This is a genomic window from Oceanospirillum sp. (genome assembly GCF_048265165.1).
Taxonomy (GTDB): domain Bacteria; phylum Pseudomonadota; class Gammaproteobacteria; order Pseudomonadales; family Halomonadaceae; genus Oceanospirillum.
In genome coordinates this window covers 102327-119929 of sequence record NZ_JBLXCD010000009.1, presented here as the reverse complement: position 1 = coordinate 119929, position 17603 = coordinate 102327, and the positions used below count along the sequence as shown (strand labels likewise).

Below are 17603 nucleotides of genomic sequence, written 5' to 3'. Positions count from 1 at the left end.
GAAGTGAAACTGCTCAGCGCCGATGGTAGTGTGGGGTCTCCCCATGTGAGAGTAGGACATCGTCAAGCGCCTTATACTGGCTGACTGCGTAAGCAAGCAGCCCAAAAGAACCCCGCTTCCTAGAAGCGGGGTTTTTTTATGCCTCGGATTTATGGTTGACAGGGAGAGTAGGATTACACATCCCGGTAAATATATTATTGAAAGAGACTAGCGGGTGCCGAAAGCTTGGCAGAGAGTTATAGTGGTGTCTGGCTTTTATGAGGTGCTGTTGTGGATAATTCTGTTCTGATTAATTATTTTTCTGATGGTGAGTGGCACAGTGGTGTCCAGTTGGCAGAGATGTTGGGTGTTAGTCGCGCCGCAATTTGGAAGCGAATACAGAAGCTGGAAGCTATAGGGCTAAAAATAGAGCGTGAGCAGAGTAAAGGTTATCGGCTGAAGTATTCCTTTGATCCGATTGATGAAGCGCTTATAAAAGTCGATGGTATAGACATCCGACTTAACGCTATTACCGGGAGCACTAATACTGATGCTCAGAATGCGGTTGCAGAAAAGAAAACACAATGGCCGGATAATTTTAGTGCTGCGCTTGCCGAGCAGCAGACAGTAGGTCGTGGTCGTAGAGGGCGTAACTGGATAAGTCCTTATGGTGCGAACTTGTATATGTCCTGTGCTGCCGCTTTGCCTGTTGGTGCCGCCTCACTTGAAACCCTGAGTCTTGAGGTGGGTATTAGCGTCGCGCAGGTGCTTGAGGATAAGGGGGTTACAGATGTTAAAGTTAAATGGCCAAATGATGTCTATGGAGATGGCAAAAAGTTGGCAGGAATTCTGATTGAAGTTGATGGCGATCTCTCAAGCCAATGCAATGTAGTAATCGGAATTGGAATCAACTTTACCAACTCAAGCCTTCATCAGGAAGATATTGGTCAGCCATTTACAGCGGTAGATCAATACACTGATGTGCGTCGAGAAGAAGTGGCTACTGCGCTAATACGTCGGATTTATGAAAGGCTGAATCAAATTGTTTTAGGAAAAACTTCTGGTCTGTTACCTGAGTGGGAAAGGTATGACTTCCTCACTGGAAAGGCTGTGACAGTATTTTTGGGGGCGCTAGAGATAGAGGGTGTGGCTGAAGGCTTAGACGGTCGGGGTAATATTCAGATTCGCCTTGGAGATGGAACCCTACGTGCTTTTGCTGGTGGAGAAGTCAGTGTCAGAGCTAAGTAAAGTACTCCTAGTGGATGTTGGTAACACGCGGATTAAGTACATGGCTGCAGATGACACTGGAATTAAGTATGCAGACAGCTTTGATTCTCTACCGTTACAGGGGATTGATGAGCTTAGAGTAGCAACAGTATCTCGCCATGAAGAGGTTGCCAGTTGGTCGCGGTCAATAACCCAGCTTGTTAGAATTGCAAGAGTTACCAAATATCATAAGGGACTAACCGTTGCCTATAATGATGTGGCTAGGCTAGGGGTTGACCGCTGGTTAGCCATGCTGACTTTGTGGATTGAAAACCGTAAGGGTTTTAGTGTCATAGATCTGGGAACTGCGATTACTGCAGACTTCGTAGACAACGACGGAATGCACCTTGGTGGTTATATTGCACCTGGATATAGGCTTATGAAGGAGGCTTTAGGTGTCCATACCGCTCAGGTAGGTTTTGGCGGTGATTCCTTAAGACTTGGGCCTGGCGATAACACTGAAAGCTGTGTTGATCATGGTATTAATCGCTTGGTTTTTTCTTGGCTTGCTGACATTCAGTCCATTGAGTCTAAAGATAAGCTCTTTTTCTTAACTGGCGGTGATGCCGAAAAGGCTTTAGAAACAGGATGTGGGCTAAATGCTGAAATTGACAGAACCCTTGTTATTCGTGGTTTGCGCTACTGCTTTGAATAAAAAAGGAAAAAAACTTAAAAAAAGGTTTGCCAGAGGGTAATAGGGTTGGTATAGTACGCCCCGTTGCCGCAAGAGGCACAAGCGAAAAGCCTGGTAGCTAGTTTGGTGCCATTAAGGTTTAAGCTCGGAGGGGTTCCCGAGTGGCCAAAGGGAGCAGACTGTAAATCTGCCGGTTCGCCTTCGAAGGTTCGAATCCTTCCCCCTCCACCATTTTTCTTGCGGGCATAGTTTAGTGGTAGAACCTCAGCCTTCCAAGCTGATGATGCGGGTTCGATTCCCGCTGCCCGCTCCAAGGCTCATGTAGCTCAGTTGGTAGAGCACTACCTTGGTAAGGTAGAGGTCACCGGTTCAAATCCGGTCATGAGCTCCAGTTTTGAAAAAGCAGACGGTTTATCCGTCTGTTTTTTTCTGTGTAGCTTTTAGCGTTTTGGCTTGCAAGCCTTTGTGCTCAAGAGTAGAATGCTCGGGCTGTTTTTTTGGCTCAGCGAGCAAGTGTTAGGCCAGTAGTTCAATTGGTAGAGCACCGGTTTCCAAAACCGGCTGTTGGGGGTTCGAGTCCCTCCTGGCCTGCCAGTATCTCCCCGTCTGGTATATCCTTCTCGGCAGCCGCCGAAATCTAAGGAGTTCATCATGAAAAGCAACGCGGAAACCCAGTCATCAAATTTTGATGGTATTAAATGGGGTTTGGTAGTTCTGCTTGTCTCTGTTGCAGTGGCGGGAAATCTTTATTTTAAAGAATATTCGCCTTTATATCGCGTTTTAGGTGTTTTGGTTATTGCTGTCGTTGCTGGCTTTGTTGCGATGCAGACCGAAAAAGGCCGCCGCTTCATAGATATGGCTGCGGAGTCTCGCGCAGAAATTCGCAAGGTTGTTTGGCCTTCGCGCCAAGAGACAACTCAGACAACCCTGATTGTTCTTGCAGCAGTTTTGTTTATGGGGCTTGTGCTTTGGGGGATTGATACCCTTCTTGGCTGGTTGGTCTCAATGGTTGTTAATTGATCGAGGAATAGACATGTCTAAGCGTTGGTATGTTGTGCATGCCTATTCAGGTTATGAGAAGCATGTAATGCGTTCTCTGCAGGAGCGAGTGAAGCTCCATGGAGTGGAAGATCTGTTTGGTGAGATTTTAGTGCCGACAGAAGAAGTTGTTGAAATGCGTGACGGTAAGAAGCGCAAGAGCGAGCGTAAGTTTTATCCTGGTTATGTTCTGGTGCAGATGGAGATGAACGATTCTGCATGGCACTTGGTTAAAGAGACGCCTCGAGTTTTAGGTTTTATTGGTGGTACTGCTGAGAAGCCAGCTCCAATTACTGAGCGTGAGGCTGATGCTATTTTGCAGCGTGTTGCGGACCGGACTGATAAGCCTCGTCCTAAGACTCTTTTTGAGCCAGGCGAAGTCGTTCGAGTTATTGATGGGCCATTTGCAGATTTTAATGGCGTTGTCGAAGAAGTGAATTATGAGAAGAGTAAGCTTCAGGTTTCTGTGCTTATCTTCGGTCGTTCTACGCCGGTTGAGCTTGAGTTTGGCCAGGTAGAAAAAGACTAATTTCAGGCGCATGTCGTCTTAACGGGAAGCTGAAAAGCGTTATACCCACATAGGAGAGAAAAATGGCTAAGAAAGTTGAAGCCTATATCAAGCTGCAGGTTGGTGCAGGTAAAGCGAACCCAAGTCCTCCAGTAGGTCCGGCTCTGGGTCAGCATGGTGTTAACATCATGGAGTTTTGTAAAGCATTTAACGCAGCTACTCAAGATGTAGAAGCGGGCTTGCCGATTCCTGTTGTTATTACTGTATATGCCGATCGTAGCTTTACATTTGTAACTAAGACACCTCCGGCGGCTGTATTGCTGCTGAAAGCAGCAGGCCTGAAGAGCGGTAGTGCACGCCCGAATACCCAGAAAGTGGGTACAGTGACTCGCGCTCAGCTTGAAGAGATTGCTACCACTAAACAGCCTGATCTGACTGCTGCTGACATGGATGCAGCCGTTCGTACAATCGCTGGTACTGCCCGTAGTATGGGTCTGAACGTGGAGGGTCTGTAAAATGGCTAAGTTATCTAAGCGCGCTAAACTGATTCGTGACAAGGTAGATGCTGAAAAGGCATATACCGTTTCTGAAGCAATTGCTTTGCTTTCTGAGCTGTCTACTGTCAAGTTCAATGAATCCGTAGAAGTAGCGGTTAATCTGGGTGTTGATCCTCGTAAATCTGACCAGGTTGTTCGTAGTGCTACTGTTATGCCTAACGGTACCGGTAAAGATGTACGTGTTGCTGTATTTACCCAGGGTGCCAACGTTGATGCCGCTAAAGAAGCAGGTGCTGACGTTGTAGGTATGGATGAACTGGCTGCTGAAATGAAAGGCGGCGATCTGAACTATGATGTTGTGATTGCATCTCCAGATGCAATGCGCGTTGTGGGTCAGCTGGGCCAGCTGTTAGGCCCTCGTGGTCTGATGCCTAACCCTAAGGTTGGTACTGTAACACCTGACGTAGCAAATGCTGTTAAGAATGCTAAGTCTGGTCAGGTTCGCTACCGTACGGACAAGAATGGTATTATTCATGCTGGTATTGGTAAGGTGGATTTCACCGCTGATGCTATTAAAGGTAACCTTGAAGCGCTGGTCGCTGACCTGAAGAAGCTGAAGCCATCTGCTTCTAAAGGTGTTTACCTGAAGAAAATTACACTGTCTTCCACCATGGGCCCTGGCCTGACGATCGACATCTCTGATCTGGCGGTTTAAGACAGTTACTAAACTTTGCGGGGCTTCGGTATCTTGGCTATTAATTAGTCAGGTGCAGGAGTTCCGTCAAAGACCGCAGGAGTTTAGGCTTAATTTTAGATTTCGATCTGAGTCCTGCGCAGATGGAATGGCCCGCCAGATTTTCTGGTGCCCAACCATCGTTACTTCCCTGAAAAGGGGTGGTGGTAAGAAGAAGGCAATAGCCTTCATAGCTTAGGAGCAAGTAAAGTGGCACTACGTCTCGAAGACAAAAAAGCAATTGTTGCTGAAGTCAACGAAGCTGCCCAGTCTGCTCTTTCTGTTGTAGTTGCCGACTCACGTGGCGTTACTGTTGGTGCAATGACTGCACTGCGTAAAGAAGCTCGTGAAGCCGGTGTACAGCTGCGTGTTGTTCGTAACACGCTGGCTCGCCTAGCTGTTGACGGTACCTCATTTGAGTGCCTGAAAGAAAGCTTCGTAGGCCCTACTCTGATCGCTTTCTCTATGGAGCATCCGGGTGCGGCAGCGCGTCTTCTGAAAGATTTTGCTAAAGAAGAAGAAGCGTTCGAAGTTAAAGCTCTGGCGTACGAAGGAGAGTTGATCGCGGCTGCGGATATTGACCGTTTGGCAAAACTGCCAACATACGACGAAGCTATTGCAAGCCTGATGATGACTATGAAAGAAGCATCTGCAGGCAAGCTGGCACGCGTACTGGCAGCTATTCGCGATCAGAAAGAAGAAGAAGCTGCTTAATAGCGTTTCTTGTTCTATCGATAAAGAATTTTGGTTTTAATGAGCGACAATTGCTCTACAACGTTGGGAAGCTAAGATAATGGCTCTGACTAAAGAAGATATCATCAATGCAGTTGCTGAAATGTCCGTAATGGATATTGTTGAACTGGTTGAAGCAATGGAAGAAAAATTCGGTGTATCTGCTGCGGCTGCAGTAGTAGCTGGTGGTGCTGCAGGCGGCGAAGCTGCTGCTGCTGAGCAAACTGAATTTGACGTTGTTCTGGCTGGTGCTGGTGACAAGAAAGTTAATGTAATTAAGGCAGTACGTGCAATCACTGGTCTGGGTCTGAAAGAAGCCAAGGCTATGGTTGACGGTGCTCCTGCTGTAGTTAAAGAAGGCGTATCTAAAGATGACGCTGAAGCTGCTAAAGCACAGCTGGAAGAAGCTGGTGCATCTGTAGAGCTGAAGTAATAAGCTTTGCAGTACAGCAGACGCTGCTGAAAATTGCAGTGGGCTGGTGGCGATTCGCCGCCGGCCTTTTTCTGTTCATAATATCCTTGACTGCTTTTAAACACGTTGCTGCTTTAATCGGCGGTGTGAAGACTTATCGACATCGATCAACTGGATGTGTTAGATCCATGTCGTGGCCTGATCAGATGAACAAGCTGGGGAATACTGATGGCTTACTCATATACTGAGAAAAAACGTATCCGCAAGGATTTCGGTAAACTACCCCATGTCATGGATGTGCCGTATTTGCTGGCCATCCAGCTGGACTCCTATCGATCCTTCCTGCAAGAAGAAAAAACTATTGAACAGCGGGAGGATTTAGGCCTTCACGCTGCGTTTAAGTCGGTATTCCCAATCGAAAGCTATTCCGGTAATGCATCTCTGGAATATGTTAGCTATCGTCTGGGTGCTCCGGTTTTTGATGTAAAAGAGTGCCAACTGCGTGGTGTTACTTACGCGGCACCTTTACGCGTTAAAGTCCGCCTTGTCATTTATGACAAAGAGTCATCAAACAAGGCAATCAAGGATATTAAAGAACAAGAAGTTTACATGGGCGAAATGCCCCTGATGACTGAGAATGGTACCTTCGTAATTAATGGTACTGAGCGTGTTATCGTATCTCAGCTTCACCGTTCTCCGGGTGTTTTCTTCGATCATGATAAAGGTAAGACCCACTCATCCGGTAAGCTGCTGTATTCAGCGCGGGTGATCCCTTACCGTGGTTCATGGCTGGACTTTGAATTCGATCCTAAAGACAGTGTCTTTGTTCGTATTGACCGTCGTCGCAAACTACCTGCTTCTGTTCTTCTGCGTGCTTTGAACTATACGTCTGAACAGATGCTGGATATGTTCTTTGACACCAATAAGTTCTACTTTGAACGTGATGGTTTGTTCATGGCGCTGGTGCCAAGTCGCCTTCGTGGTGAAACAGCATCCTTCGATATCTGTGACAATGATGGCAATGTCATTGTTGAAAAAGATCGTCGTATCACGCCGCGTCATATCCGTCAGATTGAAAAAGCGGGTCTTGATAAGCTGAAGGTTCCGGTTGAATACATGTTCGGTCGCGTACTCGCGAAAGACATGGTGGATGAAAAGACCGGCGAGCTTATTTGCGAATGTAACTCCGAAATCAATAACGAGATTCTCGAAAAACTGGCTCAGTCTGGCTGTAAGGTTATTGAAACCTTATACACCAATGATCTGGATTGCGGTCCGTTTATCTCAGACACCTTACGTATCGATAGCACTCGTAATCAGTTGGAAGCACTGGTTGAGATCTATCGCATGATGCGTCCTGGTGAGCCGCCAACGAAAGAGTCTGCCGAAGCACTGTTTGCTAACCTGTTCTTCAGCGAAGATCGCTATGATCTTTCTGCAGTGGGTCGCATGAAGTTTAACCGTCGTATCGGACGGACTGAAGATACAGGGTCAGGCGTTCTGAGCCATGAAGACATCATTGATGTTTTACGTGAGCTGATCAACATTCGTAACGGTAAGGGTGAGGTTGATGATATCGACCACCTGGGTAACCGTCGTATCCGTTCTGTTGGCGAAATGGCTGAAAACCAGTTCCGTGTTGGTCTGGTTCGTGTTGAGCGTGCGGTTAAAGAGCGTCTGTCTTTGGCAGAAAGTGAAGGCTTGATGCCTCAGGATCTGATCAATGCTAAGCCTGTCGCGGCAGCGATCAAAGAGTTCTTTGGCTCTTCTCAGCTGTCTCAGTTTATGGATCAGAATAACCCGCTTTCTGAGGTAACTCACAAGCGTCGTGTTTCTGCGTTAGGCCCTGGTGGTCTGACCCGTGAACGTGCAGGTTTTGAAGTACGTGACGTACACCCAACGCACTACGGCCGTGTATGTCCAATTGAGACCCCAGAGGGGCCAAATATTGGTCTGATTAACTCTCTGGCGACCTATGCCCGCACGAATGACTACGGTTTCCTTGAGACACCGTACCGTAAAGTGGTTGATGGCATGGTCACCGATGAGATGGCTTATCTGTCTGCAATCGAAGAAAGCCAATACATCATTGCACAGGCTTCCGCGACCATTAAAGATGGTCAGCTGGTTGATGAGCTGGTTCAGGTGCGTCACAAAGGTGAAACGACCTTTATGACTCCCGATCAGGTCACTCTGATGGATGTCTCACCGCGTCAGGTTGTTTCGGTTGCAGCGGCTCTGATTCCGTTCCTGGAACACGATGATGCTAACCGCGCATTGATGGGTTCGAACATGCAGCGTCAGGCTGTACCAACACTGCGTGCTGACAAGCCGCTGGTCGGTACCGGTATGGAGCGCTTTGTTGCCCGTGACTCCGGTGTTTGTGCCGTGGCTCGCCGTGGTGGTGTGATCGATTCTGTGGATGCCAGCCGTATCGTAATTCGTGTTAACGATGCAGAGACCGATGCCGGTGAAGCCGGTGTAGATATCTACAATCTGACCAAATACACCCGTTCTAACCAGAACACCTGTATCAACCAGCGTGCCATTGTGCGTCCTGGTGATGTGGTTGCCCGTGGCGATATCTTGGCTGATGGTCCTTCTGTGGATCTGGGTGATCTGGCCCTGGGTCAGAATATGCGCATCGCCTTTATGCCGTGGAACGGTTACAACTTCGAGGATTCCATTCTGGTTTCTGAGCGGGTTGTGCAGGAAGATCGCTTTACCACGATTCATATTCAGGAACTGACCTGTGTATCCCGTGATACCAAGTTGGGCCCTGAAGAGATTACATCCGATATCCCGAATGTAGGCGAAAGCGCACTGGGCAAACTGGATGAGTCCGGTATTGTTTATATCGGTGCTGAAGTAGGCGCAGGTGACATTCTGGTTGGTAAGGTTACGCCGAAAGGTGAAACCCAGCTGACTCCAGAAGAGAAACTGCTGCGTGCGATCTTTGGTGAAAAAGCCTCCGACGTTAAAGATACATCTCTGCGTGTATCGACAGGCGTAAAAGGCACCGTTATCGATGTGCAGGTCTTCACTCGTGATGGTGTTGAGAAAGACACTCGTGCTCGTGCTATTGAGCAGTCTCAGCTTGATGAGGTTCGTAAGGATCTTCAGGAAGAGTACCGCATTGCTGAAGAAGCAACATTCGAACGCTTAGGTCGCCAGCTGGATGGTAAAGAGGTTCTGAGTGGTCCTAAGTTGCTGAAAGGTGACAAGCTGACCAGCGATTATCTTGCTGAGCTACCACGTAAAGACTGGTTTAAGTTATCCCTAGCTGATGAATCTCTTAATGAGGTTCTGCAGCAAGCTGATGAGCAGCTTGAGCAGCGCCGCAAAGAGATGGACGAGAAGTTTGAAGACAAGAAGAAGAAGCTGCAGCAGGGTGATGACCTTGCTCCCGGTGTTCTGAAGATTGTTAAAGTTTACGTTGCTATCAAACGTCGTATCCAGCCTGGTGATAAGATGGCAGGCCGTCACGGTAACAAAGGTGTAATCTCTGCGATTATGCCGATTGAAGATATGCCGTACGATGCCAAAGGTGAGCCGGTAGACATTGTTCTTAACCCGCTTGGTGTACCATCCCGTATGAACGTGGGTCAGATCCTTGAAACTCACTTGGGTATGGCGGCTAAGGGTCTTGGTGATAAGATCAATGAAATGTTGCTGGAGCAGCGTGATAACCAGGTACAGCAAATTCGTGAGTTCCTGGACAAGGTTTATAATCAGGTCGGTAACCACAAAGAAGATATCGATAGCCTGACGGACGATGAAGTGATTGCTCTGGCTCAGAACCTTCGCAAGGGTGTTCCTATCGCAACACCAGTATTCGATGGTGCACCTGAGCCTGAGATCAAAGAACTTCTGCGTCTGGCGGACATTCCTGACAGCGGTCAGGTCTGGCTTCGTGATGGCCGTACCGGTGAGCAGTTCGACCGTCCTGTGACCGTAGGTTACATGTACATGCTGAAACTGAATCACTTGGTTGATGACAAAATGCACGCCCGTTCCACAGGTTCCTACAGCCTTGTAACGCAGCAGCCTCTGGGTGGTAAAGCTCAGTTTGGTGGTCAGCGTTTCGGTGAGATGGAAGTGTGGGCGCTGGAAGCATACGGCGCGGCTTATACCCTTCAGGAGATGCTGACTGTTAAGTCGGATGATGTGAACGGTCGTACCAAGATGTATAAAAACATCGTTGATGGCGACCATCGCATGGAACCGGGTATGCCAGAATCCTTCAACGTGTTGGTGAAGGAAATCCGTTCTCTGGGTATCGACATTGATCTGGAAAGCTAACCGCTTAACAGATTGAAGCAGATGAATTCCGATGCGGGCTGCGGCCCGCATCAGTAACTCCTTTTGGAGCAGTTGCCGATGAAAGATCTAGTTAATGTGCTGAAAGCACAGGGACAAAGCGACGAATTCGACTCGATTAAAATCACTCTGGCATCGCCGGATATGATTCGCGCTTGGTCCTTTGGCGAAGTTAAAAAGCCAGAGACCATCAACTACCGTACCTTCAAGCCGGAACGCGATGGCTTGTTCTGTGCCAAGATTTTTGGTCCGGTAAAAGACTACGAATGCCTGTGCGGTAAATATAAGCGCATGAAGCACCGTGGTATTATTTGTGAAAAATGTGGTGTAGAGGTTACACAGGCTAAAGTGCGCCGTGACCGTATGGGTCATATTGAACTGGCGTCACCTGTTGCACATATTTGGTTCCTGAAGTCCCTACCGTCGCGTATCGGTTTGCTGCTGGATATGACCCTGCGTGATATTGAGCGTGTACTTTACTTCGAATCTTTCGTAGTGATCGATCCGGGTATGACGACTCTGGAACGTGGTCAGCTGTTGAACGATGAGCAGTACTACGAAGCACTGGAAGAATTTGGTGATGACTTCGACGCCCGCATGGGTGCTGAAGCGATCCAGGAGCTGATGAAAGACATCGAGCTCGAAGAAGAGATCAATCACCTGCGTGAAGAGATTCCGCAAACCAACAGTGAAACCAAAATTAAGAAGCTATCCAAGCGTCTGAAGCTTCTGGAAGCCTTCTTTAAATCAGGTAACAAGCCTGAGTGGATGATCATGGAAGTACTGCCTGTACTGCCACCCGATCTACGTCCACTGGTTCCTCTAGATGGTGGTCGTTTCGCGACTTCGGATCTGAACGATCTGTACCGTCGTGTGATTAACCGTAATAACCGTCTGAAGCGTCTTCTGGACCTGAACGCTCCCGACATTATCGTACGCAACGAAAAACGTATGCTGCAGGAATCGGTTGATGCTCTGCTGGATAACGGTCGTCGTGGTCGTGCGATTACGGGCTCTAATAAGCGTCCTCTGAAGTCTTTGGCAGATATGATCAAAGGTAAGCAGGGGCGTTTCCGTCAGAACCTTCTCGGTAAGCGTGTGGACTACTCCGGTCGTTCCGTAATTACCGTAGGTCCACAGCTGAAACTGCACCAGTGCGGCCTGCCTAAGAAAATGGCTCTTGAACTGTTCAAGCCATTTATCTTCGCGCGCCTGGAAGCAAAAGGCATGGCGACAACCATTAAAGCTGCTAAGAAGATGGTTGAGCGTGAACTGCCGGAAGTTTGGGATATTCTGGCCGAGGTTATCCGTGAGCACCCAGTACTGTTAAACCGTGCACCAACACTGCACCGTTTGGGTATTCAGGCATTTGAACCTCTGCTGATTGAAGGTAAAGCGATTCAGTTGCACCCACTGGTTTGTGCGGCATATAACGCTGACTTTGATGGTGACCAGATGGCGGTTCACCTGCCTCTGACCACCGAAGCACAGCTTGAAGCCCGTGCGTTGATGATGTCTACCAACAACGTACTGTCACCGGCGAACGGTGAGCCAATTATCGTACCATCTCAGGACGTTGTACTGGGTCTGTACTACATGACTCGTGACCGTATCAACGCGAAAGGCGAAGGTATGGTGTTCAGTGGTGTTGACGAAGCTGAGCGTGCGTTGGGTGCCGGTAAGGTGCACATGCAGGCTAAAGTCAAAGTGCGTATTACAGAGAAGTTATTGCAGGACGACGGTGAAATTGAAGAGGTTACTTCAATTAAAGACACCACAGTTGGTCGTGCAATGCTGTACCGTGTATTACCGAAAGGTCTGCCTTTTGACCTTGTGAACCAGCCGATGAGCAAAAAGGCGATCTCTCGCCTGATTAATAACTCGTATCGCCGTGTTGGCTTGAAAGATACTGTTATTTTTGCTGACCAGCTAATGTACACCGGTTTCCGTCAGGCGACGCTGTCTGGTGCTTCGATCGGTGTTAATGACTTTGTAATTCCTGATGCAAAAGCACAAATCGTTGCGGCAGCGGAAGCGGAAGTTAAAGAGATTGAGCAGCAGTTCTCTTCCGGTCTGGTAACACAGGGCGAGAAGTACAATAAGGTTATCGATATCTGGTCGAAAGCAAACGATAAGGTTGCTAAGGCTATGATGGAAGGTATCTCGAAAGAGACTGTCATCAACCGGAATGGTGAAGAGGAAGAGCAGGACTCTTTCAACTCAGTATTCATGATGGCCGATTCCGGTGCTCGTGGTAGTGCTGCACAGATCCGTCAGTTGGCCGGTATGCGTGGCCTGATGGCTAAGCCGGATGGCTCCATCATCGAAACACCGATTGTGGCGAACTTCCGTGAAGGTCTGAACGTACTTCAGTACTTCATCTCGACTCACGGTGCTCGTAAAGGTTTGGCGGATACCGCACTGAAAACGGCTAACTCTGGTTATCTGACGCGTCGTCTCGTTGACGTGGCACAGGATCTGGTTGTTACTGAGCATGACTGTGGTACTGAGAACGGCCTGACGATGCATCCTCTGATTGAGGGTGGGGATATCGTTGTGCCTCTGGGTCATCGTGTTCTGGGTCGTGTTGTGGCGCAGGATGTGGTTAAGCATGACACCGGCGAGATTCTGATTCCTCGCGGTACACTGCTGGATGAGGCTTGGTGTGATCGTCTGGACACCATGGGTGTTGATGAGATTATTGTGCGTTCTGCAATCTCATGTGATACGCGATATGGCGTCTGCTCAAGCTGTTATGGCCGTGACCTGGCGCGTGGCCATCTGGTTAACGTGGGTGAGGCTGTTGGTGTTATTGCAGCACAGTCGATCGGTGAGCCGGGTACTCAGCTTACGATGCGTACGTTCCACATTGGTGGTGCTGCTTCCCGTGCGTCTGCTATCGATAATGTGCAGGTTAAGCATGGTGGCACAGTTCGCTTCCACAACATTAAGGTTGTCGAGCGTAAAGACGGTAAACTGGTTGCAGTCTCCCGTTCCGGTGCATTGGCGGTGGCTGATGAAACTGGCCGTGAACGTGAATACTACAAGCTGCCATACGGTGCAGAAATTAGTGTTCGTGAAGGTGATATGGTTGAATCTGGCCAGATTCTGGCCAAGTGGGATCCACACACCCACCCAATTGTGGTTGAAATGGCGGGTCGTGCCAAGTTTAACCAGATGGAAGATAGCATCACTATTACCCGTACCCAGGATGAGCTGACGGGTCTTTCCTCTATTGAGGTTATCGATCCATCTGCTCGCCCGGCGGCAGGTAAAGATTTACGTCCAATGATTATGCTGTTGGATGAAGCGGGTAATGAGCTGGCAATGCCAAACTCTCAGACACCTCTGCAGTATTTGCTGCCTGGTAATGCAGTTGTTACCGTTGAGGATGGCAAAGAAGTGGGTGTCGGTGAAATTATTGCCCGTATTCCACAGGAATCCAGTGGTAACAAAGATATTACCGGTGGTCTGCCACGCGTAGCTGACCTGTTTGAAGCGCGACGTCCGAAAGAGCCTGCTCTGCTGGCTGAAGTTTCTGGTGTTGTGACTTTCGGTAAAGAAACTAAGGGTAAGCGCCGTATCCAAATTACTCAGGATAATGGCGAGACTTATGAAGTGCTGATCCCTAAATGGCGCGTGATGAACGTGTTTGAGGGTGAAAAAGTTGAGCGTGGTGAGGTGATCTCTGATGGCCCATCCAACCCGCATGATATTCTGCGTCTTCTGGGTGTCAGTAAACTGGCTGAATATATTACCAGTGAAGTGCAGGAAGTTTATCGCTTGCAGGGCGTAGGCATTAACGATAAGCATATCGAAGTTATTGCCCGCCAAATGCTGCGTAAAGCAGAGATCGCAGAATCCGGTGACTCGACGTTTATTCACGGTGACCAGGTTGAAGTATCTCAGGTTCTGGAAGAGAACGAGATTCTTGAGAAAGCGGATAAATTCCCGGCTAAGTACACGCGTGTACTGCAGGGTATTACTAAGGCATCTCTGGCAACAGAATCCTTTATCTCTGCTGCATCTTTCCAGGAAACCACAAGGGTACTGACCGAAGCTGCTGTAACCGGCAAGCGCGATCAACTTCGTGGCCTGAAAGAGAATGTTGTTGTAGGTCGTCTGATTCCTGCGGGCACAGGTCTGACTTATCACAGCAACCGTAAGCAAAAACTTCAGGATGCTGAAGCAGCTATGGCTGGCCCAACGGCCAGTGAAGTTGAAGCGGCTCTGAGTGAAATGCTGAACAGCGAAGATTAATATTTACTTCGCGGTGAAGTGAGTGAAGGCCGGATGATGTCCGGCCTTGACTGTATAGGGGAGGCAACATACAATGCGCCTCCTTAAATTAGTATGGCGGTGGTTTATCCACTGTCTTTTTTGTGTACAACGTGGAGTCTGCTTTCATGGCAACCATCAATCAGTTGGTACGCAAACCTCGTAAGCGTAAAGTTGAGAAGAGTGACGTACCTGCTCTTCAAAGCTGCCCGCAAAAACGCGGTGTATGTACTCGTGTATACACAACTACCCCTAAGAAGCCTAACTCGGCTCTTCGTAAGGTATGTCGTGTACGTTTGACTAACGGTTTTGAAGTTTCTTCATACATCGGCGGTGAAGGTCACAACCTTCAGGAGCACTCTGTTGTTCTGATCCGCGGTGGTCGTGTGAAGGATTTACCAGGTGTTCGTTATCACACAGTTCGTGGTAGCTTGGATACTTCTGGTGTTCAGGATCGTAAACAGGGCCGTTCCAAATACGGAACCAAGCGTCCTAAGTCTTAATAAATTAATCTCTGTCGATAAGAGTAAGGCCGGAGTAAATTCCGGATTTACCTGAAGACCTGGAAGAGGGCTTATCAATGCCTAGACGTCGCGTCGCCGCAAAGCGTGAAATTATCCCGGATCCTAAGTTCGGTAATGAGCGCCTGGCTAAGTTTATGAACCATGTAATGGTTAGCGGTAAAAAATCTGTTGCTGAAAAAATCGTTTACGGTGCTCTTGATAAAGTAGAAGAGCGCAGCAAAGAGCAACCGCTGGAAATGTTTGAAAAAGCACTTGAATCTATCCAGCCTTTGGTGGAAGTAAAATCCCGCCGTGTGGGTGGTGCTACATATCAGGTACCCGTTGAAGTGCGTCCTGCCCGTCGTATGGCTCTTGCTATGCGTTGGTTGGTAGATGCAGCGCGTGGCCGTGGTGAAAAATCCATGGATCTGCGTCTTGCTGGTGAAATTCTTGATGCAGCTGAAGGTAAAGGCGCTGCTGTTAAGAAACGTGAAGACGTTCACCGCATGGCAGAAGCGAACAAGGCATTCTCGCACTACCGCTTCTAATATAACGGGAGATATGTCGTGGCACGTAAGACCCCAATTGACCGCTACCGTAACATCGGTATTTGCGCGCACGTTGATGCTGGTAAAACAACAACAACTGAACGCGTGCTTTTTTACACTGGTCTTTCTCATAAGATTGGTGAAGTACATGATGGCGCGGCGACCATGGACTGGATGGAGCAAGAGCAGGAGCGTGGTATTACCATTACTTCTGCTGCTACTACCTGTTTCTGGTCAGGTATGGATCAACAGTTTGATCAACACAGGATTAACATTATTGACACACCTGGGCACGTAGACTTCACTATTGAAGTTGAACGCTCGTTGCGTGTTCTTGATGGTGCTGTGGTGGTTTTCTGTGGTTCCTCTGGTGTTGAGCCACAGTCTGAAACGGTATGGCGTCAGGCGAATAAATACGAAGTCCCCCGAATCGTATTTGTGAACAAGATGGACCGAACAGGTGCGGATTTTCTGCGCGTGGTCGACCAGATTGAGAGTCGTCTAAAAGCAATACCGGTTCCGATTCAGTTGAATATCGGTGCAGAAGATGAGTTTGAAGGCGTTATCGATTTGATGCGCATGAAAGCAATCTACTGGGATATGGCCGATAACGGTATGACTTATGAGCTTAAAGAGGTTCCGTCGGAGCTTCTTGATCAGGCTGAGGAGTATCGTGAGAAGATGATTGAGGCAGCTGCCGAAGCATCTGATGAGCTGATGGACAAGTATCTCGAAGGCGAAGAGCTGACGATCGATGAGATCAAGTCAGGTCTTCGTGCCCGTGTTTTGAATAATGAAATTGTACTGGCGCTTTGTGGTTCTGCTTTTAAGAACAAAGGCGTTCAGGCAGTTCTGGATGCCGTTGTAGAGTATCTGCCGGCTCCAACGGAAGTTAAAGCGATTGAAGGGACGTTGGATGATGGTGAAACCATCGCCAATCGTGAGGCGGATGATTCTGCGCATTTCTCCGCTTTGGCTTTCAAGATTGCTACCGACCCCTTTGTGGGTGCGCTGACCTTTGTTCGTGTGTATTCCGGTGTTTTGAAGTCTGGTGACAGTGTGTACAACTCTGTCAAAGGCAAGAAAGAGCGTGTGGGCCGCATGGTTCAGATGCATGCAAATGACCGTGAAGAGATCAAAGAAGTCCGTGCAGGTGATATCGCTGCCCTGATCGGCATGAAAGATGTCACCACAGGTGACACCCTGTGTGATGCGGGTGGGAAGATCATTCTTGAGCGTATGGAGTTTCCAGAGCCTGTTATTTCTGTTGCGGTTGAGCCTAAGACTCAGGCGGATCAGGAGAAAATGGGCGTAGCGCTGGGTAAGCTCGCTCAGGAGGATCCATCATTCCGTGTGCAGACTGACGAAGAGACCGGCCAGACCCTGATTTCAGGTATGGGTGAGTTGCATCTTGATATTATCGTTGATCGTATGAGCCGTGAGTTCAAGGTCGATGCGAATATTGGTAAGCCGCAAGTTGCCTATCGTGAAACAATCCGTTCCTCTGTAGAGCAGGAAGGAAAGTTTATACGTCAGTCTGGTGGTCGTGGTCAGTTTGGTCATGTTTGGCTGCGTATTGAGCCTTTGACTGATAAGGGTGAAGACGGTGAAAAAATCTACGAATTCAATAGCGAAATCGTAGGTGGTGTGGTGCCTAAAGAATACATTCCTGCTGTAGACAAGGGCTGCTCTGAGCAGCTGCAGAATGGTGTTCTGGCCGGTTACCCTATGATCGACGTTAAGGTTACATTGTATGATGGCTCGTACCATGATGTGGACTCCAATGAAATGGCGTTCAAGATCGCGGGTTCTATGGCTGTCAGACAAGGTTGTATCAATGCAGATCCTGTTCTTCTTGAGCCTGTAATGAAGGTTGAGGTGGTAACGCCTGAAGAATATATGGGTGATGTAATGGGCGACCTGAACCGTCGTCGTGGTTTGGTTCAAGGTATGGATGACACCGTCTCGGGGAAAGTCATTCGTGCCCTGGTACCGCTAGGTGAAATGTTCGGTTATGCAACCGACCTGCGCTCCGCAACTCAAGGCCGTGCCAGCTACAGCATGGAGTTTGAGAAATATGCGGAAGCACCTTCAAGCATTGTTGAAGCTGTTATTAATCATAAATAGCCGCTAAATATGAAAAGAGGTTTTAGCT

Annotated in this window: 13 protein-coding genes and 4 tRNA genes; all 17 read left to right on the top strand. The window is 48.4% G+C overall.

All coding sequences use genetic code 11. From position 1 onward, the window contains the following. The first annotated feature begins 270 nt into the window (after positions 1-270). The 17 genes from ACN0R8_RS15120 (at position 271) to fusA (ending at position 17575) form a co-directional block, all read left to right on the top strand. Positions 271-1227, top strand: coding sequence for a biotin--[acetyl-CoA-carboxylase] ligase (locus tag ACN0R8_RS15120; protein WP_417598847.1), 957 nt, complete (start codon positions 271-273; stop codon positions 1225-1227). Then, entirely contained in the window at positions 1175-1900 is a 726-nt protein-coding gene (locus tag ACN0R8_RS15115) for a type III pantothenate kinase (protein WP_417598846.1), read from the top strand. The genes ACN0R8_RS15120 and ACN0R8_RS15115 overlap by 53 nt, the downstream gene beginning before the upstream one ends. Positions 1901-2026: 126 nt before the next feature. Continuing rightward, a tRNA-Tyr gene (locus ACN0R8_RS15110) sits at positions 2027-2110 on the top strand. An 8-nt stretch (positions 2111-2118) separates the two neighbouring features. After that, a tRNA-Gly gene (locus tag ACN0R8_RS15105) sits at positions 2119-2192 on the top strand. Between the two features lie 2 nt (positions 2193-2194). Next, positions 2195-2270: transfer RNA gene (locus tag ACN0R8_RS15100), tRNA-Thr, on the top strand. A gap of 127 nt (positions 2271-2397) precedes the next feature. Then, positions 2398-2473: transfer RNA gene (locus ACN0R8_RS15095), tRNA-Trp, on the top strand. A 57-nt stretch (positions 2474-2530) separates the two neighbouring features. Continuing rightward, entirely contained in the window at positions 2531-2899 is a 369-nt protein-coding gene (gene secE / locus ACN0R8_RS15090) for a preprotein translocase subunit SecE (protein ID WP_078320616.1), read from the top strand. Positions 2900-2912: 13 nt separating this feature from the next. After that, on the top strand, positions 2913-3446 hold the full coding sequence (nusG, locus tag ACN0R8_RS15085) for a transcription termination/antitermination protein NusG (protein ID WP_086481878.1): 534 nt from the start codon (positions 2913-2915) through the stop codon (positions 3444-3446). A 62-nt stretch (positions 3447-3508) separates the two neighbouring features. Continuing rightward, on the top strand, positions 3509-3940 hold the full coding sequence (gene rplK, locus ACN0R8_RS15080) for a 50S ribosomal protein L11 (protein ID WP_078320618.1): 432 nt from the start codon (positions 3509-3511) through the stop codon (positions 3938-3940). 1 nt (position 3941) lies between these two features. Next, on the top strand, positions 3942-4637 hold the full coding sequence (gene rplA, locus ACN0R8_RS15075) for a 50S ribosomal protein L1 (RefSeq protein ID WP_417598844.1): 696 nt from the start codon (positions 3942-3944) through the stop codon (positions 4635-4637). A gap of 228 nt (positions 4638-4865) precedes the next feature. After that, complete coding sequence (gene rplJ / locus ACN0R8_RS15070; protein WP_417598842.1) at positions 4866-5369, top strand: 50S ribosomal protein L10; 504 nt, start codon at positions 4866-4868, stop codon at positions 5367-5369. 79 nt (positions 5370-5448) lie between these two features. Then, on the top strand, positions 5449-5820 hold the full coding sequence (rplL, locus tag ACN0R8_RS15065) for a 50S ribosomal protein L7/L12 (RefSeq protein ID WP_417598840.1): 372 nt from the start codon (positions 5449-5451) through the stop codon (positions 5818-5820). 207 nt (positions 5821-6027) lie between these two features. Next, positions 6028-10101: a DNA-directed RNA polymerase subunit beta gene (rpoB, locus tag ACN0R8_RS15060; RefSeq protein ID WP_417598838.1), complete on the top strand. Its 4074-nt coding sequence runs from the start codon at positions 6028-6030 to the stop codon at positions 10099-10101. A 78-nt stretch (positions 10102-10179) separates the two neighbouring features. After that, positions 10180-14379, top strand: a complete 4200-nt coding sequence (gene rpoC, locus ACN0R8_RS15055; protein WP_417598836.1) for a DNA-directed RNA polymerase subunit beta' — start codon at positions 10180-10182, stop codon at positions 14377-14379. 146 nt (positions 14380-14525) lie between these two features. Continuing rightward, positions 14526-14900 (top strand): 30S ribosomal protein S12, encoded by a 375-nt coding sequence (rpsL, locus tag ACN0R8_RS15050; protein WP_028304195.1) that lies wholly within the window; start codon positions 14526-14528, stop codon positions 14898-14900. Between the two features lie 77 nt (positions 14901-14977). Next, complete coding sequence (gene rpsG, locus ACN0R8_RS15045) at positions 14978-15448, top strand: 30S ribosomal protein S7 (RefSeq protein ID WP_417598834.1); 471 nt, start codon at positions 14978-14980, stop codon at positions 15446-15448. 18 nt (positions 15449-15466) lie between these two features. After that, on the top strand, positions 15467-17575 hold the full coding sequence (fusA, locus tag ACN0R8_RS15040) for an elongation factor G (protein WP_417598832.1): 2109 nt from the start codon (positions 15467-15469) through the stop codon (positions 17573-17575). Positions 17576-17603 lie beyond the last annotated feature (28 nt).